The 23,598-nt window shown below is 53.0% G+C and carries 23 protein-coding genes and 1 riboswitch; of the genes, 18 read left to right on the top strand and 5 right to left on the bottom strand.

The genetic code is table 11. From position 1 onward, the window contains the following. Positions 1–2 precede the first annotated feature (2 nt). The 9 genes from rlmN to SD69_RS11900 are packed head-to-tail and all read left to right on the top strand — an operon-like array spanning position 3 to position 9,766. Entirely contained in the window at positions 3–1,163 is a 1,161-nt protein-coding gene (gene rlmN / locus SD69_RS11940; protein WP_041523401.1) for a 23S rRNA (adenine(2503)-C(2))-methyltransferase RlmN, read from the top strand. A 50-nt stretch (positions 1,164–1,213) separates the two neighbouring features. Next, positions 1,214–2,065 (top strand): type IV pilus biogenesis/stability protein PilW, encoded by an 852-nt coding sequence (gene pilW, locus SD69_RS11935; protein ID WP_232301186.1) that lies wholly within the window; start codon positions 1,214–1,216, stop codon positions 2,063–2,065. 14 nt (positions 2,066–2,079) lie between these two features. Next, a complete protein-coding gene (locus SD69_RS11930) occupies positions 2,080–3,063 on the top strand; it encodes a RodZ domain-containing protein (RefSeq protein ID WP_041523400.1) in 984 nt (327 codons plus the stop codon). An 8-nt stretch (positions 3,064–3,071) separates the two neighbouring features. After that, positions 3,072–4,184 (top strand): flavodoxin-dependent (E)-4-hydroxy-3-methylbut-2-enyl-diphosphate synthase, encoded by a 1,113-nt coding sequence (gene ispG / locus SD69_RS11925; protein ID WP_041523399.1) that lies wholly within the window; start codon positions 3,072–3,074, stop codon positions 4,182–4,184. A gap of 56 nt (positions 4,185–4,240) precedes the next feature. Further along, on the top strand, positions 4,241–5,521 hold the full coding sequence (hisS, locus tag SD69_RS11920; protein WP_041523398.1) for a histidine--tRNA ligase: 1,281 nt from the start codon (positions 4,241–4,243) through the stop codon (positions 5,519–5,521). Between the two features lie 58 nt (positions 5,522–5,579). Then, the gene (locus SD69_RS11915; protein ID WP_041523397.1) at positions 5,580–6,257 is read left to right on the top strand and encodes a YfgM family protein; all 678 of its coding nucleotides are present in this window, start codon (positions 5,580–5,582) and stop codon (positions 6,255–6,257) included. Next, entirely contained in the window at positions 6,254–7,396 is a 1,143-nt protein-coding gene (bamB, locus tag SD69_RS11910; RefSeq protein ID WP_041523396.1) for an outer membrane protein assembly factor BamB, read from the top strand. The genes SD69_RS11915 and bamB overlap by 4 nt, the downstream gene beginning before the upstream one ends. 58 nt (positions 7,397–7,454) lie before the next feature. Beyond that, positions 7,455–8,843: a ribosome biogenesis GTPase Der gene (der, locus tag SD69_RS11905; RefSeq protein WP_041523395.1), complete on the top strand. Its 1,389-nt coding sequence runs from the start codon at positions 7,455–7,457 to the stop codon at positions 8,841–8,843. 17 nt (positions 8,844–8,860) lie between these two features. Next, complete coding sequence (locus SD69_RS11900; protein ID WP_041523394.1) at positions 8,861–9,766, top strand: AEC family transporter; 906 nt, start codon at positions 8,861–8,863, stop codon at positions 9,764–9,766. A 1-nt stretch (position 9,767) separates the two neighbouring features. On the opposite strand, the gene SD69_RS11895 is transcribed toward SD69_RS11900, so the two are convergent. From SD69_RS11895 to xseA, 4 genes are all read right to left on the bottom strand, one after another. After that, positions 9,768–10,574 (bottom strand): thiazole synthase, encoded by an 807-nt coding sequence (locus SD69_RS11895; protein WP_041523393.1) that lies wholly within the window; start codon positions 10,572–10,574, stop codon positions 9,768–9,770. A 2-nt stretch (positions 10,575–10,576) separates the two neighbouring features. Then, entirely contained in the window at positions 10,577–10,801 is a 225-nt protein-coding gene (thiS, locus tag SD69_RS11890; RefSeq protein ID WP_052481114.1) for a sulfur carrier protein ThiS, read from the bottom strand. Next, positions 10,798–11,925 carry a glycine oxidase ThiO gene (thiO, locus tag SD69_RS11885; protein ID WP_084591559.1) on the bottom strand — a complete coding sequence of 376 codons (1,128 nt, stop codon included), beginning with the start codon at positions 11,923–11,925 and terminating at the stop codon, positions 10,798–10,800. The genes thiS and thiO overlap by 4 nt, the downstream gene beginning before the upstream one ends. A 36-nt stretch (positions 11,926–11,961) precedes the next feature. Continuing rightward, a riboswitch (TPP riboswitch) is annotated at positions 11,962–12,082 on the bottom strand. Positions 12,083–12,129: 47 nt separating this feature from the next. Next, positions 12,130–13,476, bottom strand: coding sequence for an exodeoxyribonuclease VII large subunit (xseA, locus tag SD69_RS11880; RefSeq protein WP_041524747.1), 1,347 nt, complete (start codon positions 13,474–13,476; stop codon positions 12,130–12,132). A gap of 204 nt (positions 13,477–13,680) precedes the next feature. On the opposite strand from xseA, the gene guaB reads away from it, so the two are divergent. The 6 genes from guaB to SD69_RS11850 all read left to right on the top strand — a co-directional run bounded on the left by guaB (position 13,681) and on the right by SD69_RS11850 (position 20,012). Further along, positions 13,681–15,156 (top strand): IMP dehydrogenase, encoded by a 1,476-nt coding sequence (gene guaB / locus SD69_RS11875; protein ID WP_041524746.1) that lies wholly within the window; start codon positions 13,681–13,683, stop codon positions 15,154–15,156. Positions 15,157–15,242: 86 nt separating this feature from the next. Continuing rightward, complete coding sequence (guaA, locus tag SD69_RS11870; protein ID WP_041523392.1) at positions 15,243–16,820, top strand: glutamine-hydrolyzing GMP synthase; 1,578 nt, start codon at positions 15,243–15,245, stop codon at positions 16,818–16,820. A gap of 308 nt (positions 16,821–17,128) precedes the next feature. Further along, a complete protein-coding gene (locus SD69_RS11865) occupies positions 17,129–18,328 on the top strand; it encodes a tyrosine-type recombinase/integrase (RefSeq protein WP_041523391.1) in 1,200 nt (399 codons plus the stop codon). 60 nt (positions 18,329–18,388) lie between these two features. After that, positions 18,389–19,081, top strand: a complete 693-nt coding sequence (locus SD69_RS11860) for an HNH endonuclease (protein WP_041523390.1) — start codon at positions 18,389–18,391, stop codon at positions 19,079–19,081. Further along, positions 19,078–19,719 (top strand): hypothetical protein, encoded by a 642-nt coding sequence (locus SD69_RS18960; protein ID WP_041523389.1) that lies wholly within the window; start codon positions 19,078–19,080, stop codon positions 19,717–19,719. The genes SD69_RS11860 and SD69_RS18960 overlap by 4 nt, the downstream gene beginning before the upstream one ends. Next, complete coding sequence (locus SD69_RS11850; protein WP_198144093.1) at positions 19,683–20,012, top strand: nucleotidyltransferase domain-containing protein; 330 nt, start codon at positions 19,683–19,685, stop codon at positions 20,010–20,012. Before SD69_RS18960 ends, SD69_RS11850 begins: the two co-directional genes overlap by 37 nt. 71 nt (positions 20,013–20,083) lie before the next feature. Here SD69_RS11850 and SD69_RS11845 read toward each other — a convergent pair whose 3' ends face one another. Continuing rightward, positions 20,084–21,118, bottom strand: coding sequence for a hypothetical protein (locus SD69_RS11845; protein ID WP_052481113.1), 1,035 nt, complete (start codon positions 21,116–21,118; stop codon positions 20,084–20,086). 86 nt (positions 21,119–21,204) lie between these two features. Between SD69_RS11845 and SD69_RS11840 the strand changes: the two genes are divergently transcribed. From SD69_RS11840 to SD69_RS11830, 3 genes are read left to right on the top strand one after another with little or no spacing between them, the layout of a single operon-like run. After that, a complete protein-coding gene (locus SD69_RS11840; protein WP_408606037.1) occupies positions 21,205–21,435 on the top strand; it encodes a helix-turn-helix transcriptional regulator in 231 nt (76 codons plus the stop codon). A gap of 4 nt (positions 21,436–21,439) precedes the next feature. Further along, positions 21,440–22,303, top strand: coding sequence for a helicase RepA family protein (locus tag SD69_RS11835; RefSeq protein ID WP_041523386.1), 864 nt, complete (start codon positions 21,440–21,442; stop codon positions 22,301–22,303). Continuing rightward, the gene (locus SD69_RS11830) at positions 22,290–23,045 is read left to right on the top strand and encodes a hypothetical protein (protein ID WP_041523385.1); all 756 of its coding nucleotides are present in this window, start codon (positions 22,290–22,292) and stop codon (positions 23,043–23,045) included. The genes SD69_RS11835 and SD69_RS11830 overlap by 14 nt, the downstream gene beginning before the upstream one ends. Positions 23,046–23,598 lie beyond the last annotated feature (553 nt).

Genomic DNA, 23,598 nt, shown 5'->3' with positions numbered 1-23,598 from the left:
TTATGGCAGTAGCAGACGTAGAAACCAACACCCCAACGCCAGCAAAGGTCAACCTATTAGGTTTGCCCGAGGCTAAGCTAGTGGCCTTTTTTGAGTCGATGGGCGAAAAACGCTTTCGCGCCGCTCAGGTGCTTAAGTGGATTCACCAGCTGGGTGTTGACGACTTTGATGAGATGACCAATATCAGCAAAGCGCTACGTGACAAGCTGAAGCAACAGTGTGAGATTGTGGCCCCAGAAGTGCTGCAACAGCTCGACTCGGTCGACGGCACGCGCAAATTTTTGATTCGGGTCACCGGCGGCAGTGTCGTTGAAACGGTGTTTATTCCCGAGGGTGAGCGCGGCACTTTGTGTGTTTCATCGCAAGTGGGGTGCTCGCTCGACTGCAGTTTTTGCGCTACCGGCAAACAGGGTTTTAATCGCGATCTTACGGCGGCTGAAATTATCGGGCAGGTCTGGATCGCGGCCAAATCCTTTGGTCAGCTTACCGCCGGCGGCCCGCGCAAAGTGACCAATGTGGTGATGATGGGCATGGGCGAGCCCTTAATGAACTTCGATAATGTCGTCGACTCGATGAACTTGATGATGCACGATAATGCCTACGGTATTTCGAAGCGTCGGGTGACGTTGAGTACCTCGGGTGTGGTGCCACAACTGGATCGTTTGGGTGAGTTTACCGACGCGTGCCTCGCAATCTCGCTGCACGCACCCAACGATGCGCTGCGCAATGAGCTGGTGCCCATCAACCGTAAATACCCCATAGCCATGCTGCTGGATTCGGCAAAGCGCTATATCGATGGCTTGCCGGACACCCATCGCAAAATCACCATCGAATATACCCTTATCGATCATGTCAACGATCGCCCCGAGCATGCTCGTGAGCTGGCCGAGCTGTTGCGCGATGTGCCGGTAAAAATTAATTTGATTCCGTTTAACCCGTTTAATTTGTCTAACTACAAGCGTGTTAGTAACAATGCCCTGCGACGGTTTCAGGATATTTTGATGCAAGAAGGTTTTATCACCACCGTGCGTACCACTCGTGGCGATGATATCGACGCCGCCTGTGGTCAGCTGGCGGGTACGGTTAATGATCTCACCAAACGCTCAGAGCGGTACCGGGCGAATTTTGTCAAAGACGAGCCGGTCACAATTATTAGCCAGTAACAGGCACAAGAAATCCGGTGAATAATCGTAAATAACAAAAAGGGGCGTTTATGCTGAGAACACAGGTACAGAGTAAGTTGGCGGCAAAAACCAAGGTGCGGTTTGCGCACAGGCAGGCTAGCCCCCGGGCTTTATGGCAACGCGGATTGGCGATGCTAAGTGCTTTGCTCTGCACACTGGTGCTGTCGGCTTGTGTGAGTACGGTGCCGGATTCAAAGTATTCGGTGGATGAAGATAAAGCACTCAGCAGTCACGTAGAGCTGGCGCTTAAGTACATAGAAAGTAAAAACCGCGAGTCAGCGCGTCACCATTTGCGCCGAGCTTTTGAGATTGACAGCAATTCGGTGGATGCCACATTTGCCATGGCCATGCTCTACCAGTTAGAGGGTGAGCCAAAGCTGGCCGAAGAGTACTTTAAAAAAGCGTTGCGAATCGACAGCCATTACACGCGTGCGCGCAACAACTATGGAGCGTTTTTGTATTCGTACGAGCGCTATGACGAAGCCTATGAGCAGTTTGAAAAAGCCTCGAAAGAGCTGGACTACGACAATCGCGCTGAGGTGATGGTCAACCTCGGGCGTACCGCGCTAAAACTGGACGAGCCCGAAAAAGCTCAGGCGGCATTCGAGCGCGCCAATCGCATTAACGCCGGCTTACCGGTGGTTAAGTACGAGCTGGCCTCGTTGCACTTCGCCGAGGGCGATTACGCAGCGGCCAAACGATATCTTGATGCGTACGGCCAAATAGCACGGCCCGCGCCACAAACTTTATTGTTGGGTATTAAGCTTGAGCGAATCTTTGGCAATAAAGATCGCGAAGCCAGTTACGCCATGGTGCTGAAAAACAAGTATCCGTACTCCAGTGAGTACCTTGAATACAAGCAATTACTGCAAGAGCAATAGCTGACGAGTTGTTTATGTCTGAAGAGTTAGAGCCGCAAACACAAGTAACCCCTGGGCCCGGCGGCAAGTTGGCGCTTGAGCGCGAACGCCAAGGTAAATCCCGCGAGCAAATTGCCAGCGCGTTAAATATTCAGCTCGATAAAATTGTTGCCCTGGAAAGCGACCAGTACGAAAAGTTATTTTCGGTGGTGTTCACGCGTGGTTATTTGCGCAGCTACGGTAAATACCTTGGTTTGGATGGCGAAGCGTTGGTGCGCGAATTTGAAGCTGACTTTGCAAAAGCCGAAGCGCCGGCGGCTCCCAGTGAGTCGCTTAATGTGAAAATGTCAGCCAGCCGCTCGGTGTGGCCGGGGCGAGTTGCGTTAATCGTGGTGCTGTTGGCTTTGTTGGGTGGGGTGTACTGGTACATGAACTTAGCGTCGCCCGAAGTGGTGAGCCAGGCTGAGCCTGCCGCATTGCCAGAATCTGCCCCTGAGCCGAGTCGCTTCAGTGGCAGTCAGGCTGATACTGACGCTGCTGCAACCCTCGACGATACGACACCGGATTACACGCCGGCGATCGAGCTTGTCGCCTCGGGTGACGGGGAGAGCGGATTAGCAGCATCAGAAAACCCCTCCGTCGCCCTCGATGAGCCCGCGGTAGATGAAACTGCTCAGGATACGAGCGAGGCTGAGGCGCCACAAGAGCAGGCGGCGAACGTAGTGCGTGATATGTCGATCGGCACGACCAGCTCGGCCGACGGCACAATCTTAGATGAATTGGTGTTGCGCTTTGACAACGAGTGCTGGTTGGAAGTGCTGGACTCCAACGGTGACTCTCTGGTTGCTGACTTACAACGTGAAAACACCAGCCTTACGCTGCACGGCGTTGCGCCATTTAATGTTAAGCTCGGCAACCCCACCGGTGTTGAAATTGCACTAAACGGCGATGTGGTTGCCGTGCCCGATGCCGACGGCGCCGATAAGGTCGTCCGGTTTGACGTTGATAGCAAACTCTAGAGGCTATTATGCATAGCGAATCCCCCATTAAGCGCCGTAAGTCCCGTCAAATTATGGTGGGGAATGTGGCGGTGGGTGGCGATGCCCCGATTGCGGTGCAAAGCATGACGAACACCGACACCCACGATGTGGCGGCGACGGTTGAGCAGGTGAATCGCATTCATAGCGCCGGCGCTGATATTGTACGAGTGTCGGTACCTACGCTCGAGGCCGCTGACGCCTTTGGTGAAATTCGCAAACAGGTGAGCGTACCTCTGGTTGCCGATATTCATTTTGATTATCGTATCGCGTTAAAAGTGGCCGATTTAGGGGTCGACTGTTTACGCATCAATCCCGGTAATATCGGTCGCGACAAGCGTATTCGCGCGGTAGTTGATAAGGCTCGTGACTTAGGTATCCCGATTCGGATCGGCGTTAATGCCGGCTCACTCGAAAAAGAAATCCAGAAGAAGTACGGCGAGCCGACGCCCGAGGCGCTGGTCGAGTCGGCTATGCGTCATGTGGATATTCTCGATAAATTAAACTTTCCCGACTTCAAGGTCAGTGTAAAAGCCTCAGATGTTTTTATGGCGGTGGGTGCGTATCGCCAGCTGGCCAGTAAAATTGATCAGCCGCTGCACCTGGGCATTACTGAGGCCGGTGGTTTACGCTCGGGTACGGTTAAATCCGCTGTGGGTTTGGGGGCATTATTGCTCGATGGCATCGGCGACACCATTCGTATCTCGCTCGCTGCCGACCCCGTCGAAGAGGTAAAAGTCGGCTGGGATTTGCTGCGCAGTTTAAAATTGCGCAGCAAAGGGGTAAATTTTATCGCTTGCCCAAGCTGCTCGCGGCAGAACTTTGACGTGATTAAAACCATGAATGAGTTAGAATTGCGGGTTGAAGATATTACAGTACCGCTCGATGTGGCAGTTATCGGCTGCGTGGTAAACGGCCCCGGTGAGGCTAAAGAGGCAGACCTCGGATTGGCGGGCGGCTCGCCCAGTAATTTAGTGTACGTTGATGGTCAGCCTAGCACTAAGTTTACCAACGAAAACTTGGTGGATAGCCTCGAGCGCTTGATTCGTGCCAAGGCCGACGAAAAGTTGAAGGCCGAAAAAAATATTATCGCCAAAATTTAACGGGCAGCGCTTATGCGCTACCGGGTTTCACTCCTAGACGGATGTAAGGCAGAACATTGAAAAAGATTCAGGCAATCCGGGGTATGAACGATCTGCTCCCCGACGACATCGCCACCTGGCAACACTTGGAAAAAACCGTAACTCAAACGCTAGCCAGCTTTGGCTATCGCGAAATACGTTTTCCCGTTATGGAGCAAACTCACCTCTTCAAACGCTCGATCGGTGAAGTGACCGATATTGTCGAAAAAGAGATGTATACCTTTGAGGATCGCAGTGGTGAGAGCGTAACCTTACGCCCTGAGGGCACGGCCAGTTGTGTACGCGCCTGCGAGCAACACGGTTTGCTCTATAACCAAACCCAGCGCCTGTGGTACATGGGCCCTATGTTTCGTTACGAGCGCCCGCAAAAAGGTCGCTACCGGCAGTTTCATCAAATTGGTATCGAAACTTACGGCCTGCAGGGCCCGGATATCGACGCCGAGCTGTTACTGTTAAGCCACAGCCTGTTTCAGGCATTAAAGCTCGACGATTGCGTCACGCTTGAGATTAACTCGCTGGGAAGTGATGCCGCGCGCCGTGAATTTCGCGAGGCTCTGGTGGCGTACCTTAGTAACCACAAGGAGGCGTTAGATGAAGACAGTCAGCGCCGTTTGGATAGCAACCCGCTGCGCATTTTAGACAGTAAAGTGGCCGCTACACAGACACTGTTGGACGGCGGCCCCTCGCTGCTGGATTATTTAGACGAAGACTCAAAAATGCATTTTGAGACGTTAAAGCAACTGTTGGATGCCGCTGGTGTCCCATATCGGGTTAACCCCCGTTTGGTACGCGGGCTGGATTACTATGGCCGCACCGCCTTTGAGTGGGTGACCGACAAACTCGGTGCCCAAAGCGCCGTGTGCGCCGGCGGCCGTTACGATAACCTGGTTGAACAATTAGGCGGCAAACCAACGCCAGCCGTGGGTTTTGCCATGGGGCTGGAGCGTTTGGTGTTGCTGCTACAGCAGCAGGAGGTTGTACCCGCCGAAGCCGAAAACACCCTGGATGTTTACTTGGCCGCAGTAGGGGAGGTACAGGCCAGCGCCTTAACATTGGCAAAATCGTTGCGTGAGCAGTTGCCCGGGTTACGCTTACAGATGCACTGTGGCGGTGGCAGCTTTAAAAGCCAGCTAAAAAAAGCGGATAAAAGCGGTGCTTCGGTGGCGCTGATTTTGGGGGAAGATGAAGCGGCCAATGATTGTGTCGTGGTAAAGTACCTCCGGGAAGATAAACCGCAGCAAAGCCTGGCTCGTGGCGAGCTCGCCGCGGTACTAAAAGACTACTGTCCGTCGCCGTAACTGGCAGGCGAACATTGACCCTAGACAGAACATAAGACTGACCCGTTAGGAGTAATTCGTGAGCGATCATCTGACCGAAGAAGAACAAATAGAAAATTTAAAACGTCTCTGGAAAGAGTACGGCTCTACTGTGATCATCAGTGTGTTGGTGGCGACTGGCGGTTATTTTGGCTGGAACTTCTGGCAGGGCCAGCAACAAACAAAAGCTGAGACCGCATCGGCTTACTACGATGAGCTGGTAACCGCGGCCAGTGAAGCGGGTAACGCTGGCGACGCGCAAACCGCCACCATTAATCATCTGGCCGAGCAAATCAAAGAGACCGACAAAGGCAGTGCTTACGCCGCCCAAGCAGCGCTTTATGCGGCACAAGCTGGGGTGCGAAGTGGCGATCTCGACACCGCTAAGGCGCAGCTTAATTGGGTGCTGGATAACCATGACAATCCTGCCCTGCAAGAAGTTGCTCGCCTGCGCTTGGCCCGTGTGTTGGCCGCCGAAGGTAACTTTGATGAGGCGTTAACGCTGCTTGCCAATCAGCCTGCTAACGGTTTTGCCGCCGAGCAAGCGGAAGTGCGCGGTGATGTATTGCGCCAAAATGGCGATCGTGCGGCGGCCTTAACCGCCTATCAAAGCGCCATCGAGAAAGTGGGCACCGAGCAGCAACAGCGCCGGGTTGTGCTGCAAATGAAAATTGATGACCTCAAATCGGCCAATAACGCCGAGGAGCCTTCTGCATGAGATACCTAGCGCTGCTGTGCTTGCTTGTCGGCCTGTCTGGCTGCTCGCTGTTCAGCAAAGAAGACGGCACCGAACCTATGGAGTTGGTTGATTTTGAGCCGACCGTAGAGATTGATCGTGTCTGGCATCGCGGTATTGGTGATGGCCAGGGTGAGGGTTATACCCGCATCACCCCGGCGATTGATGGCGATACCTTATATGCCGCCGACTACGAAGGCGAGATCTACGCTTTAAACCGCCACAACGGTAAGGTGTTGTGGCGCAAAGATCTGGATACCATGTTGGCTGGTGGTGTCGGTTTGGGTAACGACCAATTGTTGCTGGGTACCGACGAAGGTGAGGTGCTGGCGTTGAACATCGCCGATGGCACCGAGCTGTGGCGCACGCAACTAAGCGGCGAAGTGATGTCAGTTCCCTCTGGCAGCGAAGGCATTGTAGCGGCGCAGACTCTGGATGGCCGCTTAACGGTGCTCGATGCCAGTAACGGCGAAGTGATGTGGTTTTACGACAATCCGCCGCCCAAGCTAACGCTGCGCGGGCGCCCGGCACCGGTTATTACCGCCGCTGCAGTATACGCCGGTTTTGCCAATGGCCGCTTAATGGCGTTTAACCCGCAAAATGGCCTGATTCTTTGGGAGCAGCGTGTTGCGATGCCTAAGGGCCGCTCAGATTTGGAAAAAATGGTCGATATTCAGGCCTCGCCGCTGTTACGCGATGGTATTTTATACGTTAGTGGCTATCAGGGTCGCTTGATGGCGGTAACACGATCTAACGGTCGCCCTTTGTGGGCTATTGACTCGTCGAGCCACCAAGAAATTGGTTTAGGCAGTGACGCGCTTTATATCACCAAAGATAATAGCGCCGTGGCGGCCTACAGCGCTGGCGGCGGCTCTGAGCTGTGGACTAATGAGTTAATGCTGCGCCGCCAGGTAACCGGCCCGGCCGTGCTGGGTGATTACGCGGTAGTGGCTGATGAAGAGGGCTATGTACACTTTTTGAATCGTGCCGACGGCACCTTTGCCGCCCGTGAGCGGGTTGATAGCTCTGGTGTGCGCGTACCTTTGTGGAGCGACGGCGAACTGCTCTATATTTTGGCCAATGATGGTACACTGGCGGCCTACGCGATCGAACAAGACTGATCGCACCCATACCTCTGCGGCCTTACGGGGCCGCACCCCAGACACAAGATCCAAAACTATGATTCCAGTCATTGCCCTTGTCGGACGACCCAATGTGGGCAAGTCCACCATGTTTAACCGCCTTACGCGCTCGCGTGATGCCATCGTGGCTAACTACGAGGGGCTAACGCGCGACCGTAAATACGGCGAGGGCAAATTTGATGACCGCCGCTTTATGGTAATTGATACCGGTGGGATCACCGGCGAAGAGGCGGGTATCGACTCGGCGATGGCGCAGCAGTCTCTGCAGGCGATCGAAGAGGCTGATGTAGTGCTGTTTATGGTGTCCAGCCGGGACGGTGTGACCAGTGGCGATTTTGCCATTGCCAAGCACTTACGCGCACACGGCAAAAAAACCTATTTAGTGGCCAATAAAATCGATGGGATGGACCCGGACATGGTCGCCTCGCAGTTTTACGAGCTGGGCATTGGCGAGGTATTTGCCACTACCGCCACCCATGGGCGCGGTGTCAAAAGCCTGATGGAGTCGGTGTTTGACGAGCTGCCAGAAGAGGAGGAGCCGGACTCTATCGCCACCTCTACGGGCATTAAAATTGCGATAGTGGGCCGGCCCAATGTGGGCAAGTCGACCCTGGTGAACCGCATGTTGGGCGAGGATAGGGTAGTCGTGTACGACATGCCCGGTACCACTCGCGACAGCGTGTATATTCAGTACGAGCGCTTTGATAAACCCTATACCATCATCGATACCGCCGGGGTGCGGCGTCGTAAAAACGTATCGGAAACGATCGAGAAGTTTTCTATTGTTAAAACCCTGCAGGCGATCGACGACTCGAACGTTGCCATCTTGGTGATGGACGCCAGCGAAGGGGTGGTCGATCAGGATTTGCATTTGCTGGGCTCGATTATCGATGCCGGGCGCGCTCTGGTAGTGGCGTTAAATAAATGGGATGGCCTGGAAGACAGCCATAAGCAGTATGTTAAAAACGAGCTTGAGCGTCGCTTACGGTTTATTGATTTTGCCAATATTCATTTTATTTCGGCGTTGCACGGCACCGGGGTTGGCAACTTATATAAATCCATCGAGCAGGCGTACCATTCGGCCACTGATAAACTCTCTACGAGCTTCTTAACACAGGTGTTGCAGGATGCCGTCAGCGAGCACCAGCCGCCATTGGTGAACGGGCGCCGGATCAAATTGCGTTACGCTCACGCCGGAGGCAGTAACCCGCCGGTTATTGTTATCCACGGCAATCAAACCGCTAAGGTACCGGCACATTATGTGCGCTACCTGGAAAAAACCTTTCGCAATGCGTTAAAACTGCGTGGTACACCGGTGCGAGTAGAGCTTAAATCCGGTGATAACCCCTTTTCCGACCGTAAAAAGCCCAACCCTTCAGCTCCGCGTAGCTCGCGGGTTAGACGCTCGCCCCGAAAAGGCAGTTAGTTTTACCCGGTGCGGCTGTGAACGCTTTTGTACTGATTGCCCTGACGCTGGCGTTGGGGCTGGTTTTACAGTTTACCCGTCTGGCCGGCGATAAAGCGGCCGCTCGTTTAAATGCCTACGTGATCAACGTAGCATTACCTTGTTTGATTCTCTACGAAATGCCCCGTCTGACTCTCGACGCCCGGGCACTGTTGCCGGTGGCTACCGCGTGGGTGGTAATGACGTTAACGGCACTTATCGTTTGGCAGGTGGCGCGGGTTGCCAAGTGGTCTAAGTCGGTTACCGGTTGTTTGCTGTTGCTGCTGCCTTTGGGTAATACCGGCTTTGTCGGTATTCCGCTTATCAATGCCTTGGTGGGTGCTGATGGTGTGGGGTACGCAATTTTATACGATCAGTTTGGTACCTTCCTTGTGTTGAATACCTTCGGCATTATTGTTGCCACAAGCTTTGGCGGAGGCGCAAGCTCGGCCGCGATGATCGCACGCAAGATTATTACCTTCCCGCCGTTTATCAGTTTGTTGCTTGCTATTGTGGTGCTTGCGTTCAACCTGCCTTATCCGGCGGCGCTATCCGGTGTGTTACAGCTCGGGGCGCAATCATTGGTGCCGGTGGTAATGGTGGCCGTGGGTATCTCTTGGCATTTACAGCTGGAGCGCCACCATATTGCTGTTTTCGGTTTTGGCTTGGCGGTATTGCTGTTGCTAAAGCCTCTGTTGGCCTGGGGTGTCGCCACATTGCTCGGTGGTGAAGGTGTGGCTCTGACCGTGGTGGTGCTGGAGGCGGGCATGCCGGCCATGATTTCGGCCGGTGCGTTAGCCATGCGCTATAATCTGGCGCCGCGCTTAGCGGCGTCTTTGGTGGGTTATAGTTTGCCGGTGGGTATTGCCAGCTTGTTTTTGTGGCGCGCGCTATTGGCGTTGTAGGTTATTTTTGCTGATGCCAAAACGGTTGGCCGATGGTGGGAGTGCTAGGGCTGGCCGTTTGACGTTTTTGCATCAAACCGGCGGTAAAGGCTTCACGACCGGCCTCAATCGCGTTGGCAAAAGCCTGTGCCATCAGTGGTGGGTTACCGGCTTTGGCAACCGCGGTATTTAGTAAAATTCCATCAAACCCCATCTCCATCGCCTCGGCAGCCTGGGATGGCGCGCCCAGGCCCGCATCGACAATTAACGGCACATCAAACCGTTGCCGCAAAGCGTTTAGGTGGTAGCGATTTAACAGGCCCTGACCGGTGCCGATGGGCGAGCCCCATGGCATCAGAACTTGGCAGCCAACATCCAGTAGTCGCTGGCACACAATGAGATCTTCGGTGCAATAGGGCAGTACTTTGAATCCTTGGCTGATGAGTTCGCCTGCGGCCTCGATGAGTGCAAAAGAGTCGGGCTGCAGGTTGTAATCGTCACCGACCACTTCTAATTTTACCCACGCGGTATCAAACATCTCACGGGACATTAACGCCAGGTTAATGGCTTCTTTGGCGGTTTTACAGCCAGCGGTGTTGGGCAATAATTTGCAGCCGCTGTCGCGAATGTATTGCCAGATGCTGTCGCCATCCCCTTGCGCGGGATTTTGCCGGCGCAACCCCAGCGTGACAATATCGCAGCGCGAGCTGACAATGGAGTCGCGCATTAACTGTGGCGAATCGTACAGGGCGGTACCCAATAAAAAACGACTGGCGAACTGCTCACCGTACAGGGTTAACGGGTCTGCAATCTTGTTTGTCTGGCTCATACTTAACCACCTCCAACCGGTTGCACGATGTCTATCAGGTCACCGCTGGCGAGCAGTGTGCTGCTGTGCTGTGAGCGGGGTACAAACTCGCCGTTGATGGCGGCGGCAAACTTTTCACTCACACTGTTTTGTTGCTGCCATTGGGTTATGGCCTCGCTCAGTGGTGTCGCTGGTTGCAGTTCACAGCGGTTGCCGTTTAAAAAAACTTCTATGCTGGCAGAGCTCATACATTCACCTTATTGTGCGGGATGCGATGATCGTATACGAAGGGAAAAAACTCGTCGCTTGTCGCTGGTTGGCCAAAGGCTGTCAGTACTAATTCGGTAATCGTCGGCGCCAGTAGGTAGCCGTGACGGTAGAGCCCGTTGGCGCGAATAATGCCGTGGTCAAACTCAACCTTAGGTAAGTTGTCCATATACGCTGGGCGCAAATTACTGTCGGTTTCGACGATTCTGGATTCGGCAAAGGCCGGGGCCAAGGTGTAAAGCGCGCTTGAAAGTTCAAGTGACGATTGCAAGCTAATGGGCGAGGTGTCTTCGCTTTCAATTTGTGTGGCGCCGATGATGTAACGCTGGTTGGGTTTAGGCACTATATAAAGCTGGTAGCGCGGATGCATAAGGCGCACCGGCCGCTGCAGTTTTACCTCGCTGGTTTGAACGTGCAGGGTTTCACCGCGCACCCCCCGTAGGGCCGGTTGTTGCGTTTTAGCACCCACACCACGGCAATCGATAACCCAATCGTAGTTACGTTTTTTTAGAGGGTTTAGCTCGGTAACGGTATGGGGGCCAACGTCTACTTTGGTGTGCTCGAACAACCTAATCTCAGCGCTGTTACGACAATAATCCAGCAAACTCTGCATTAATTCACGGTTATCGAGATGAGCCTCGTTTTCTAACAAAAGCGCTCGCTTAAAGTGCGGGTTTAGGTCGGGTTCGAGAGTTTGTATTTGCTGGGCACTTAAATGACGGACTAGCTCGTTACGGGCGCCGACCACGCGGGTTAAATCGGCTTCAAACTGCAGCAACTCGCCCTCATCTTGTGGGTGCGCCACCACGAGGCTACCGTGGCGATGAAAATGCCTGGGCGCTTGGCGCCCTAACGCTTCAAGCCACTGAGGCCAGAGTACGAGGCTGTGTAGCCCCATGCGATACACCTGATAGTCAGAGACCACGGCCTCGCTTAAGGGCGATAACATGCCTGCCGCTGATATGGCGGCCGAGCTGGAATCAGTCAGCGAGCCGGCCTCGTATAAGTCGATTTTATAACCGGCGCGGGTTAAGCGCCACGCGGTTAAGCGGCCGAGTAAACCCGCGCCGGCAATGGCGACGTGAGCTGTGGAAGTTGGATTCACGGTGCCTCGTTTATCGTTGAGGCTGGGGAGGGCGCACCAGGTGCGTTACTTGTTCCCTCCGCAGGTATCAGCCTGTTCAGGTTCCACGGGTTCGGACGTACCGATCTCAGCCTCCGTACCTGCTTTACAACAGGCCGAGGCACCCCGACAAGAGCGCCTAATATAATGGGTTTGACCTTTAGCTGCAATCACACTCGCGGTTCACTAGGGCTCAAGGACTTCACACTGCAGCTCGCCCTGGGCGAGTTTAGCGGTGACTTTATCACCCGCTTTTACCTGATTGCTGTCGCGCACAATATCGCCATTGGCGGTCGTTATCATGGCGTAGCCGCGCTCTAGGGTGTTAAGGGGGCTAACGCTGTGAAGCATCCGGGCGTTTTCACCCAGGCGCTGTCGAGTTCGCTGCTGATACAGGCTCCACTGCTGAATAAGCCCGGCGCGACCGCGTAGGAGCCGCTCTTTTAATTGCAGCAGCGCGCGGCGCGGGTCTGTTTGTCGCGCCTTTAAATTGTTTAGCTGAAGGCGTTTATCGTTTAGTTGTTGCTTCATGGTGCGCTTCAGACGCAGCTCTAATTGATCGAGCCGCTGCGCTTGCTGGCGCAGGTTGTCGCCGGGATGACGTAGGCGTTTTTTCAGGTGTGCTAATTGCTCGCTCAGGCGTTGCAGCCGGCGCTGAATGGTTTGCCCCAGATAACGCTCACGCACTTGTAAGCGCTCCAGCTGCTCCGCCATATCGGGCACTACCAGCTCGGCGGCCGCCGAAGGTGTGGCGGCGCGCATGTCGGCGACAAAGTCGGCAATCGTGACATCTACCTCGTGGCCGACGGCGCTGATAATAGGGGTAGGGCAATGGGCAATGGCACGGGCGACGCGTTCGTCGTTAAAGGGCCATAAATCTTCCAGTGAGCCGCCGCCACGGGTAAGCAGCAAAACATCAAAGAGCTGGCTCCGCGCGGCGAGGGCGAGCGCTTTTACAATCGCCGGGGCGGCTTCGGTACCCTGTACCGGTACCGGTATGACGGTGACCGGCACCGCGGGATAGCGTCGCCGTAATACCGTTAACACGTCGCGAATGGCCGCACCTGTGGGCGAGGTAATCACCCCAATGTGGTGTGGCAGCTCGGGCAGCGCTTGCTTGCGGCTTGACTCAAATAAACCCTCGGCGGCGAGCTTTGTTTTAAGTTGCTCGTAGGCGCGCTGGAGTGCCCCGTGGCCCGCCGGCTCCATGTGCTCGGCGATCAGCTGGTAGTCGCCACGGCCCTCGTACAGGCTTACCTTTGCCCGTAACAACACTTGCTCACCCTGTTTGGGGGTAAAGCGCAAATGGGCGCTACGGTTTTTAAACATAGCGCAGCGTACCTGAGCGGCATCGTCTTTGAGTGTGAAGTACCAGTGCCCAGAGCTTGGCCGGGCAAAGTTGGAGATCTCTCCCTCGATCCAAACCAAGGGAAGGTGTGTTTCCAGAAGTTGGCGGCTGAGGCGGTTGAGTGTCGAAACACTGTAAACCGTGCGGCCGTTTTCGGCGGCGTTTTGCTGTGCGGTAATATTCATGGAGCGATTGTAACAAAGCTGGGTTAGTTTGGCGTTTAGAAAGGCCGGTTTGGCGCTTTTTAGACTGTCTGGTTGTAAGCGGCAAAAATAAAAGAATATCAACCGGTTAGGGCGCCAAGCGTGGGTTTTCGCCGGTTTACTGAAGGCGAATAAAAAGTGTATAATGCCGCGCTTATTTTCTATTGGCGCAAAGGTTGGATAGCTATGTTGCGAATCGCTGAAGAGGCACTTACGTTTGACGATGTTTTGCTGGTGCCCGGTTACTCCGAGGTTACCCCTAAGGATGTGTCCTTAAAAACACGCCTGACCCGCAGCATTTCGCTGAATATCCCGCTGATTTCTGCTGCAATGGATACCGTTACCGAGGCGCGCCTGGCTATTGCCATCGCTCAGGAAGGCGGTATCGGCATCATTCACAAAAGCATGTCGATTGAAAAGCAGGCGCAGCAAGTGCGTGCGGTTAAAAAATACGAAGCCGGTGTGGTGAAAGATCCTATCACTATTGAGGCAAACTCCACCATTAACGAGCTGTTGCAACTGACCCAGTCACACAATATTTCGGGTGTGCCGGTACTGGAAAACGGTGATTTGGTGGGCATTGTAACCCGCCGTGATGTTCGGTTTGAGGCGAACCTCGATGCTACGGTAGCCAGCATCATGACGCCAAAAGCCAAGCTGGTGACGGCCCTTGAGGGGACCTCGGCGGCAGATATCCGTGTGTTACTGCACAAGCATCGCATTGAAAAAGTGCTTATCGTCAACGATAAGTTCGAACTGCGCGGGATGATTACCGTTAAAGATATTAATAAAGCCGAGCAGTACCCCAGTGCCAGTAAAGACCCGGAAGGCCGCTTGCGCGTCGGTGCGAGTGTCGGCACCAGTGCGGATACTGCGATACGAATCAAGGCGTTGGTGGACGCCGGGGTTGATGTTCTGGTGGTGGATACGGCCCACGGACACTCCAAAAATGTTCTCGATGGCGTGCGCGCAATTAAACAGCAGTACCCCGAAGTACAAGTGATCGGTGGTAATATTGCCACCGCTGAGGCGGCCAAAGCCTTGGCCGAGGCGGGCGCCGACGCGGTAAAAGTCGGTATTGGTCCAGGCTCGATTTGTACAACACGTATTGTTAGTGGCGTGGGCGTACCTCAGGTATCGGCAATTGCCAACGTGGTTGAGGCATTAAAAGGCACCGATGTGCCGGTTATTGCCGATGGTGGCGTGCGCTTTAGCGGTGATTTGGCCAAGGCCATTGTTGCCGGCGCTGACTGTGTCATGATGGGCTCGATGTTTGCCGGTACCGAAGAGGCACCTGGCGAAGTGGAGCTGTTTCAGGGGCGCACCTATAAAGCGTATCGCGGCATGGGCTCATTGGGTGCTATGGCGCAAACGCAGGGCTCGTCTGATCGCTACTTTCAGGACGCCAGTGCCGGTGCTGAAAAGCTGGTGCCAGAGGGCATTGAAGGTCGCGTGCCTTACAAAGGCCCCTTGCACGTTATTGTCCATCAAATGATGGGCGGTCTACGCTCGGCGATGGGTTACACCGGTAGCCAGAACATCGATGAGATGCGCACTAAACCCAAATTTGTGCGAGTCACGTCGGCGGGTATGGGCGAGAGCCATGTACACGATGTGCAGATCACCAAAGAGGCGCCCAACTATCCTATTAGTGGACGCTAACCTGATCTAACAACAGCCTAAAACCCCTGCCATGGCGTGCGGGGGTTTTTCATTTTTACCAACCTTTAACTGTTTGCGGAAACCCTATGACTCAGGATATTCACGCTCAGCGTATTCTTATTCTCGATTTTGGCTCTCAATATACCCAGTTGATTGCTCGCCGTGTGCGTGAGGTGGGGGTTTACTCCATTATCCGCGCCTACGACATGAGCGAAGAAGAAATTCGCGAGTTTGACCCCAGCGGTATTATTTTGGCCGGTGGTCCGGAGTCGGTTACTGTGGCTAACTCGCCGCGGGCACCGGAGGTGGTCTTTACGTTGGGCGTGCCGGTGCTGGGTATTTGCTACGGCATGCAAACCATGGCGGAGCAGTTAGGTGGCTCGGTACAGGGGTCGGCGATTCAGGAGTTTGGGTACGCTCAGGTAAAAATTGACAACAACGGCCCCTTGATTGACGACATTAAAGATCATGTGGATGCCGACGGTAACGCTTTGCTCGATGTGTGGATGAGTCACGGTGACAAAGTTATATCGCTGCCCGAGGGCTTTAAAGTGATGGCCTCGACGCCGTCGTGCCCCATTGCTGGCATGTACTGTGACGAAAAAGATTTTTACGGGTTGCAGTTTCACCCAGAGGTTACTCATACCCTGCAGGGCAAACGCATTTTTGAGCACTTTGTGTTAAAGCTGTGCGGCTGCGACGCACTTTGGACACCTTCTAATATCGTCGACGATGCTCTGGTTAAAATTCGCGAACAAGTGGGTACCGATAAAGTGCTGCTGGGTTTGTCTGGTGGCGTGGACTCTTCGGTTGTGGCGGCTTTGTTGCACAAGGCGATCGGCGATCAATTAACCTGTGTGTTTGTCGATAACGGTTTGCTGCGCAAAGCCGAAGGCGATCAGGTAATGGACATGTTTGCGAAAAACATGGGCGTTAAAGTGATTCGCGCTGACCGTGAAGAGTTATTTTTAACGCGCTTAGGCGGTGAAAATGACCCTGAGAAAAAACGCAAAATTATCGGCAACACCTTTATCGAAGTGTTTGATGAAGAGGCCACCAAAATCCGCGATGTTAAGTGGTTGGCCCAAGGTACTATCTACCCCGATGTAATTGAATCGGCGGCGGCCAAAACCGGTAAAGCCCACGTTATTAAATCGCACCACAATGTGGGCGGTTTGCCCGATGACATGGCGCTGGAGCTGGTAGAGCCTTTACGTGAGCTGTTTAAAGATGAAGTGCGAGCCATCGGCTTAGAGCTGGGCTTGCCGTACGATATGGTGTATCGCCACCCATTCCCGGGGCCGGGCCTTGGGGTGCGTATTCTGGGTGAAGTGAAAAAAGAGTACGCCGATATTTTGCGTGAAGCCGATGCGATTTTTATTCAGGAGCTGCACAATGCCGATTGGTACCACAAAACCAGCCAGGCGTTTGCGGTATTTCTGCCGGTTAAATCGGTGGGTGTGGTTGGCGACGGCCGCCGCTACGAGTGGGTAATTGCCCTGCGCGCCGTAGAAACCATCGACTTTATGACTGCCCGTTGGGCGCACTTGCCTTACGAGTTGTTGGAGAAAGTGTCCAATCGCATCATCAACGAGATCTCGGGTGTGTCTCGGGTAACCTACGATGTATCGAGCAAGCCGCCGGCGACTATTGAGTGGGAATGATCACACGTTAGGCATTAGCTGGTACTAACTGGCATTAAATGACACTTAAGCCCATGTTTTCATGGGCTTTTTTGTTTTTATGTCTGGCAGTATTTGGCAACTGATGGCAGCGGGAAGCACCGCTTGAGCGTGGTATCCAAGGTGGTATTATCGAGACATGATGCCATGAGTGATAGCCGATACCATGCTGCTTGATCCTGTGTGTTCATGGTATCGAAATTATTTAACTATCTGTTTTTATTGATTTTATTGCCTGATTTTCGGGTGATCTTCCAGCATGGTATTGGAATCGAAGAAGGATAAGACTCTTGCTGACCGATACCAAGCTGCGCAACCTCAAGCCGAGGGATAAACTCTACAAGGTGAATGACCGTGATGGCCTCTATGTGGCTGTCACTCCTGCCGGTTCTATCTCATTCCGTTACAACTACTCGATCAATGGCAGGCAAGAGACAATCACCTTTGGCCGCTATGGCGTTGGGGGGATCACGCTGGCAGAAGCCCGTGAGCGACTTGGTGAAGCCAAGCGGATGGTCGCCGATGGAAAGTCGCCAGCGAAGGAGAAGGCTCGAGACAAGGCGCGTGTTAAAGGGGCTGAAACCTTTGGTGCCTGGGCGGAAAAGTGGCTACGTGGCTACCAGATGGCCGACTCTACCCGTGATATGCGCCGCTCGGTTTATACGAGAGAGCTAGAAACGAAATTTGGCAATCAGAAGCTGACCGAAATCACCCACGAGGACTTGCGAGCACTAACCGACGCCATCGTAGAGCGCGGTGCGCCTGCTACGGCGGTTCATGCGCGTGAGATTGTACTCCAGGTATACCGCTGGGCGACTGAGCGGGGTCAGAAGGTCGAAAACCCGGCAGACCTGGTGAGGCCAGCGAGCATAGCCAGATTTGAGCCGAGAGATCGAACCCTGACACCCGAAGAAATCAGGATCATGTACCAGTACATGGGCCGTATTGGTACATCGCCATCGATCCGGGCAGCGGTCAAGCTGCTGTTGTTGACGATGGTGCGAAAAAGCGAGCTGACGAATGCCACCTGGAGTGAGATCAACTTCAGCGAAGCGCTCTGGACGATTCCCAAGGAACGGATGAAACGGCGAAACCCTCACCTGGTGTTTCTATCCAGGCAGGCCATGGACATCTTCATTGCTTTGAAGACGTTCTCCGGAGGATCGGAGTATGTTCTGCCGTCACGCTACGATTCTGACGTCCCCATGAGCAGTGCTACGCTGAACCGGGTGATGACGATGACATACAAACTGGCTCAGAAAGAGGGGCAATCGCTTGCTAAATTCGGCCCGCACGACCTGAGACGAACAGCCAGTACCTTGCTTCATGAAGCCGGTTACAACACCGACTGGATAGAGAAATGCCTGGCACATGAGCAAAAAGGTGTAAGGGCGATATATAACAAAGCCGAGTATCGTGATCAGCGTACAGCTATGTTGCAGGACTGGGCTGATATGATTGATGAATGGACTGCTGGAAAGACCCGATAACTTTACTTGTATTTTATCTATGGATTAATTGTATCCGCATCAGATTATAGGCTTGTAACCATGGCAGAGCGTAAACAAATACCTACAAAAACGAAACTTCGGCTGTTTTCGGAGGCGGCAGGTCACTGTCAACGCCCCGACTGCCTTCAGCCTCTTTTTCCTGCTGAAATGGGCGGGGACAAGCATATAGCTGAAATGGCTCATGTGATTCCACATGGAGAAACGGGGCCGCGCCATGAAGAAAGGCCCACTGGAGGACTTGAGGTCGACTCTTTTGAAAATCTTATTCTATTGTGTCCCACATGCCATACGATAGTCGACAAAGATCCCGGCGGATATAGCCGAGGAACGTTGCTAGATTGGAAAAACAATCATCTTGCTGCTTTGGCACACAGACAAGGAATTCGTACATACGATGAGCGTAGCCAAGTTAGGTGCGCCGTGGTCGCCGCCATGGCCGAAAATAAAGCAGTATGGAGGGAGTTCGCGCCCTCTGATGGATCAGGCTTTGAATATGATCCAGAATCTGAAGCAGCTAGAACGTGGATGCAGAGGATGCGAGGTGTCATTCTGCCTAACCATTTCCGTATCCAGGCCATTATCATGGCAAACCAACAGCACATGACGGACGCTGAGCTACAGACATTCGCACAATACCAAGAGCATGTTCGAGGTCTCTCAGAGCGACATGTTTGTGGCGTAGCAGGCAGTGCTATCCGCTACCCAGAAGAAATGGATGGAATCTTCTCATGAATTGGCAGGTAAACTATGCGCTTCAATATATATTGGAAGCTCAGAAGAGTGCGTCAGCACAGCATATTCACGGTGATGCTATCAAAATTACGCTGCCTCACCAGCCAGACATTGTGGCAGTTATCTCGGCTGCTTACACGATCAACGCTGACTTAGCGGAACAATACCATGAGGATTTCCCCGATATGGAATTCCTTTGCGGATATCGAAAGGAATGCGTTTGGGAAGGTGGAGCGATCGAATATTTAGAAAGAAACGCAATAGGCTGGGGAAGTGCCGGTACACTTGGTTCCGCCCTTTCCAGCGGCAATGTAAGGAGTGCTTCCCATAAGGATTTCTTTTTCTCCTACCGGCTCATTAGTCAAATGAGATCTATTACAAATCTTGATAGAGAGTTTGACCGAGTTTTCACGATGACGCTTGCCAACGGGCGTACATTTCGAGTGGGCATGATCATGGAGTATGAGCCGACAGCTGACGCTATTCGCACCTTCTGGGATCGGTTTGGCCCCATCGATATTGCTTGGAATATCAACCCGAACGGCAATCCCACTCAGAATGCCCTTGAAGCAGGAAAGGATCTTGGCTGTGAGGTGATGAAATGGGAAGAGTTAAAGAAACTGTTACGGAACCGTTGATGAAGGCATGTGGGGTGGCAAGACACTTACTAAAATCTTGCGAGTCCCTGCGTGAGTTCGAATCCTACATGTTCGGCTCTTCATTGCTCGGTGTAGGCAGCGATTTCGATATTTTGATTGTTGGTCCGCCTGGTGATGCTTTGTTAAGACTTAAGGCGGAATTGAGAATTGCGGGGAAAGAGCTGCCGCTCGACGTTCTATATATGTTGCCTGCGGAGGCGGAAGAAACAGGGTTCGTTACAAGTCAAGAGTGCATAACCCTCGCGAAACTGGCGGACTATGAAATGCACTGATTACTTCCTCCCTTCTCGCGCAGATCAAATTGGCTAAAATTCTAGTCAGTGAATTTTAGCGGCTAAAATTTCTATTGGGATTTTTCTGGCCTGTTAGCAGGAAGCAAAAAATCTTTGCGAATGGCTGCTAATGCTTTGGATACTGCTTGAGGTGTCATTGGTTGTTGTTTTCTGCTTAGTAGCTTTTTACCAATTTGAGATTGAGTGTAGCCATAATGCTGAAGAACCAGCATTTTCTTCTTATTGTCTGAGAGCTTAGAGTCGACCATCTTTCGAGCCAGATTGCGAAGCTCCGCTACGTCTGCTGGCTGTAATGTTAAATTCAACATGAATAAGAAGAAATAGTCATCGATCAGTTTGTCTCCTGACATAGCATGAGGCTTAGAGCGATGTGCAGATTGATGAGTTAACCTGGAAAGTTCGATGTTGAATTGTGCGAGGGAGCGCTTTGCTTGTTTGTAACTTGGATTCCACTCGTCATTGGCAAGTTTGGGGCGATGCTCTTTGCAGTAATTGTGGCTAAGTTCTAGTTTTTTGTGGTCTATTAGTTCAACCTCATTTGTTTGTTTCTGCTCGACTGCGAGCATGAATTTTGAGTACTCCGTAAGGTTTCCACAGAATTCACAAAAATTATGTTTTCGTTGTACGTTCAGGTTGACGCCTTTGGTCGCTGTTGATTTCTTCGGACGCTTACAGGCGCAATCCCAAGTTAATTCGATTAACGATTCAATGGTTGCGACGAAGCACTGATCTCTTTGGGTTTGCTCATCACTTGTCCTTATGAACTGGCGTAGCAGTTGGCGCTGCATGCGCACCATTGCTTCCAGCCCTATTAGCCGGATGATTTCGCTAAATCCAACCCCTGAGCCAATACCCGCAACATGGTTTTTATAGCTGTTTGGGAGGGAATCCATGTACTCAGCTATGGCAGGATCGATCAGTTCTTTTATCAGGCGAAGAATGGGGTAGCGCCGAGAGAAGGCAGAGTAAGGTCCCCAGCGCGTTCTAAATTTGGCGATAGCAAGAGAAACAGGCTGGGCGCAGCCTGGTAGGATGGCTATGTAGTCTCGTCCTAGGTCTAGCCTAGCTTGGTATTCCGTATCCATAACAACCTTATAGTCCAAAAATAAAGCTTAATCAAGTTGCATTGCTTGGCACGACGAAGCCTCAACAGGTAAATGGAGGTTCAAGCATGCAAACAATGGCAAATAAAGTTCTCATCAACAGGAAACAACTCCTGGAGATGATTCCACTTTCAACGCGCACAATTTATAACCTAGAGCAGCGTGGGGAATTTCCGAAGCGCATAGCGCTTACAAGCAGAAATGTTGCTTGGGATTTATCGGAAGTCGAAGAATGGATAGAGACGCGTAAAGCGTCTGGAATCCAGGCTACTCGACCTGGCAACACCATAGGGGCCTAACAGTATGGCCCTTGATCTTATGGCGGCCTTTTCGCAAACGCCGCCGCCTCTTGATTATGTTTTACCTAACATGGTTTCCGGTACGGTAGGGGCCTTGGTTTCACCAGGTGGTGCCGGAAAATCCATGCTGGCCTTACAGTTTGCCACTCAGATCGCTGGAGGCCCGGACTTGCTGGAAGTCGGAGAATTTCCTGTTGGTCCAGTTATCTATCTTCCCGCAGAAGATCCTCCTGTTGCTATCCATCACCGATTACATGCGCTTGGGGCGCATCTCACTGCCGAGAAGCGGCAAGCCGTTGCTGAAGGCTTGCTGATTGAGCCGCTGATAGGAAGGTGCCCCAACATCATGTGTCTCGATTGGTTCGATGGCCTTAAGCGAGCGGCTGAAGGCCGTCGCCTGATGATCCTGGACACCTTACGCCGTTTCCATATTGAAGATGAAAACGCCAGCGGCCCAATGGCGCAAGTGATCGGACGTATGGAGGCCATTGCCGCCGATACGGGGTGCTCTATCGTGTTTTTGCACCATGCCAGTAAGAGCGCCGCCATGATTGGTGCGGGTGACCAGCAACAGGCCAGCCGTGGGTCGTCTGTTCTGGTCGATAACATTCGCTGGCAATCGTATCTGTCTGGCATGACGCAAACCGAGGCTGAGGAATGGGGTGTTGATGATAGTCAGCGTGGGTACTTCGTCCGCTATGGCGTGAGCAAGGCGAATTATGGCTCTCCTTTCGCAGAGCGTTGGTTCAGACGTCACGAAGGCGGTGTGCTGAAACCTGCCGTGCTGGAGAAGCAGCGTAAGGCCAAAGGAGTATTGCCGTTCAAGAAATCGAAAGCTGTTATGGAAGGCGCTGATGACAACTGGTAACAAGGTCACTCCAACTAGTACCAGCGCACAGGCACGAGTGATGCTTTACCAGGCCAGCCAGCGCCCGAGCCTGCTGGAGGCCAACTGGATGGAAACATCCTTTGGCCGCTGTCGCATAAAGGGAAGGCTTGGCCAGCGGCACGCAGATGTTGTTGAGGCTATTTTGCACTGTGCCGAACGTCGACGCGATGTGTCAGATGGTGGTGTAGAGCTTTTGGTAGACCCTGCCAAAGTGCGGAAAACGTTGTCAGATAGCCGGTATAGTTCCTCCCAGCTTGAGAAGCTGCTGGCAGAGCTGCGAGCAGCAACTGTAACCATTGAAACACCACAGTTCGATTTTCCGATAATCGGCGGCTTGATCGATCATGTTATTCCTTCACCTATGACACGCCCTGATCCCTTGACGGGAGGAGAGCGAAATCTGTGGAGAGTTCGGCTTGGTATCGCCTTGGTCATGCTATTGGAGCATGACCTTAGCCTGTACTACGATCCCGCACCCATTGCTCGCTTGCGGCACGGGATTAGTCAGGCGGTCGCTCGACACATATTGACCCACAAGAATGACCCAGCCGGAGGGTGGCATGTTGATACTCTCATTCGCGCAGTCTGTGGTGAAAACATCAATAGTAAGAAGATGCGAAATGGGCGTTCCAGGCTTAGGGAAGATGCGGAAAAATTGCATGAAGTTGGAATAACGATAGATGCTGAGAATAGGATAAAGCGCCTCACACCCGCCCGATAGCGTCCCACGCCCGCCCGATGGCGACTCACACCCGCCCGGTAGTGACTCACACCCGCCCGATTTTTTGCTGTTTTGGCAGGATATTCAGGATATCTCAGGATATCCAGCAACCTCCAGCTGGGTGCTGGAGGTTGAGTATCTATCGGCCTCCGGCCGATGTTTTAACGCCAAGAGGGAGGCCGATTTTGTGTGCTCGCCAGGAGCAATCCCTTCTCCATGGCGTTCAATCCGTCCGAAGGACGACCAAAGCCGCCTTATAAGCTCCAGGAGCGTCGTTCAGAGGCTGACTAGGGGTTGGCGAAGGGTGATGCCTGAAGCGCCTCTCTGGGCGGCTCAGAAAGCCGTTTTCCATACATCAAGATAAATAGCCACTTCAGGCGGTAGTAGGCTACAAATGTGTGAGGTTTGTAGTATGTAGTAGCACCGTACAACATACTACAACACTACATTTCCTATCCGCACTGACGCTGTGCCCGAAAAGCTGTCCGAAGTTGGGCGCTAGCGGCTCGACACGCACAGGGTGTTGATAGCGGTCCTTCCTGACCGTATGACC

It is taken from the genome of Gilvimarinus agarilyticus, assembly GCF_000832015.1.
Classification (GTDB): domain Bacteria; phylum Pseudomonadota; class Gammaproteobacteria; order Pseudomonadales; family Cellvibrionaceae; genus Gilvimarinus; species Gilvimarinus agarilyticus.
This window is presented reverse-complemented; position numbering and strand designations above follow the sequence as displayed.

Excerpts from the sequence above, each read along its gene's own strand:
- rlmN (WP_041523401.1), top strand. The coding sequence starts at position 3 with ATGGCAGTAGCAGACGTAGAAACCAACACCCCAACGCCAGCAAAGGTC.
- pilW (WP_232301186.1), top strand. The coding sequence starts at position 1,214 with ATGCTGAGAACACAGGTACAGAGTAAGTTGGCGGCAAAAACCAAGGTG.
- SD69_RS11930 (WP_041523400.1), top strand. The coding sequence starts at position 2,080 with ATGTCTGAAGAGTTAGAGCCGCAAACACAAGTAACCCCTGGGCCCGGC.
- ispG (WP_041523399.1), top strand. The coding sequence starts at position 3,072 with ATGCATAGCGAATCCCCCATTAAGCGCCGTAAGTCCCGTCAAATTATG.
- bamB (WP_041523396.1), top strand. The coding sequence starts at position 6,254 with ATGAGATACCTAGCGCTGCTGTGCTTGCTTGTCGGCCTGTCTGGCTGC.
- der (WP_041523395.1), top strand. The coding sequence starts at position 7,455 with ATGATTCCAGTCATTGCCCTTGTCGGACGACCCAATGTGGGCAAGTCC.
- SD69_RS11895 (WP_041523393.1), bottom strand. The coding sequence starts at position 10,574 with ATGAGCCAGACAAACAAGATTGCAGACCCGTTAACCCTGTACGGTGAG.
- thiS (WP_052481114.1), bottom strand. The coding sequence starts at position 10,801 with ATGAGCTCTGCCAGCATAGAAGTTTTTTTAAACGGCAACCGCTGTGAA.
- xseA (WP_041524747.1), bottom strand. The coding sequence starts at position 13,476 with ATGAATATTACCGCACAGCAAAACGCCGCCGAAAACGGCCGCACGGTT.
- guaB (WP_041524746.1), top strand. The coding sequence starts at position 13,681 with ATGTTGCGAATCGCTGAAGAGGCACTTACGTTTGACGATGTTTTGCTG.
- guaA (WP_041523392.1), top strand. The coding sequence starts at position 15,243 with ATGACTCAGGATATTCACGCTCAGCGTATTCTTATTCTCGATTTTGGC.
- SD69_RS11860 (WP_041523390.1), top strand. The coding sequence starts at position 18,389 with ATGGCAGAGCGTAAACAAATACCTACAAAAACGAAACTTCGGCTGTTT.
- SD69_RS18960 (WP_041523389.1), top strand. The coding sequence starts at position 19,078 with ATGAATTGGCAGGTAAACTATGCGCTTCAATATATATTGGAAGCTCAG.
- SD69_RS11850 (WP_198144093.1), top strand. The coding sequence starts at position 19,683 with ATGGGAAGAGTTAAAGAAACTGTTACGGAACCGTTGATGAAGGCATGT.
- SD69_RS11845 (WP_052481113.1), bottom strand. The coding sequence starts at position 21,118 with ATGGATACGGAATACCAAGCTAGGCTAGACCTAGGACGAGACTACATA.
- SD69_RS11840 (WP_408606037.1), top strand. The coding sequence starts at position 21,205 with ATGCAAACAATGGCAAATAAAGTTCTCATCAACAGGAAACAACTCCTG.
- SD69_RS11835 (WP_041523386.1), top strand. The coding sequence starts at position 21,440 with ATGGCCCTTGATCTTATGGCGGCCTTTTCGCAAACGCCGCCGCCTCTT.
- SD69_RS11830 (WP_041523385.1), top strand. The coding sequence starts at position 22,290 with ATGACAACTGGTAACAAGGTCACTCCAACTAGTACCAGCGCACAGGCA.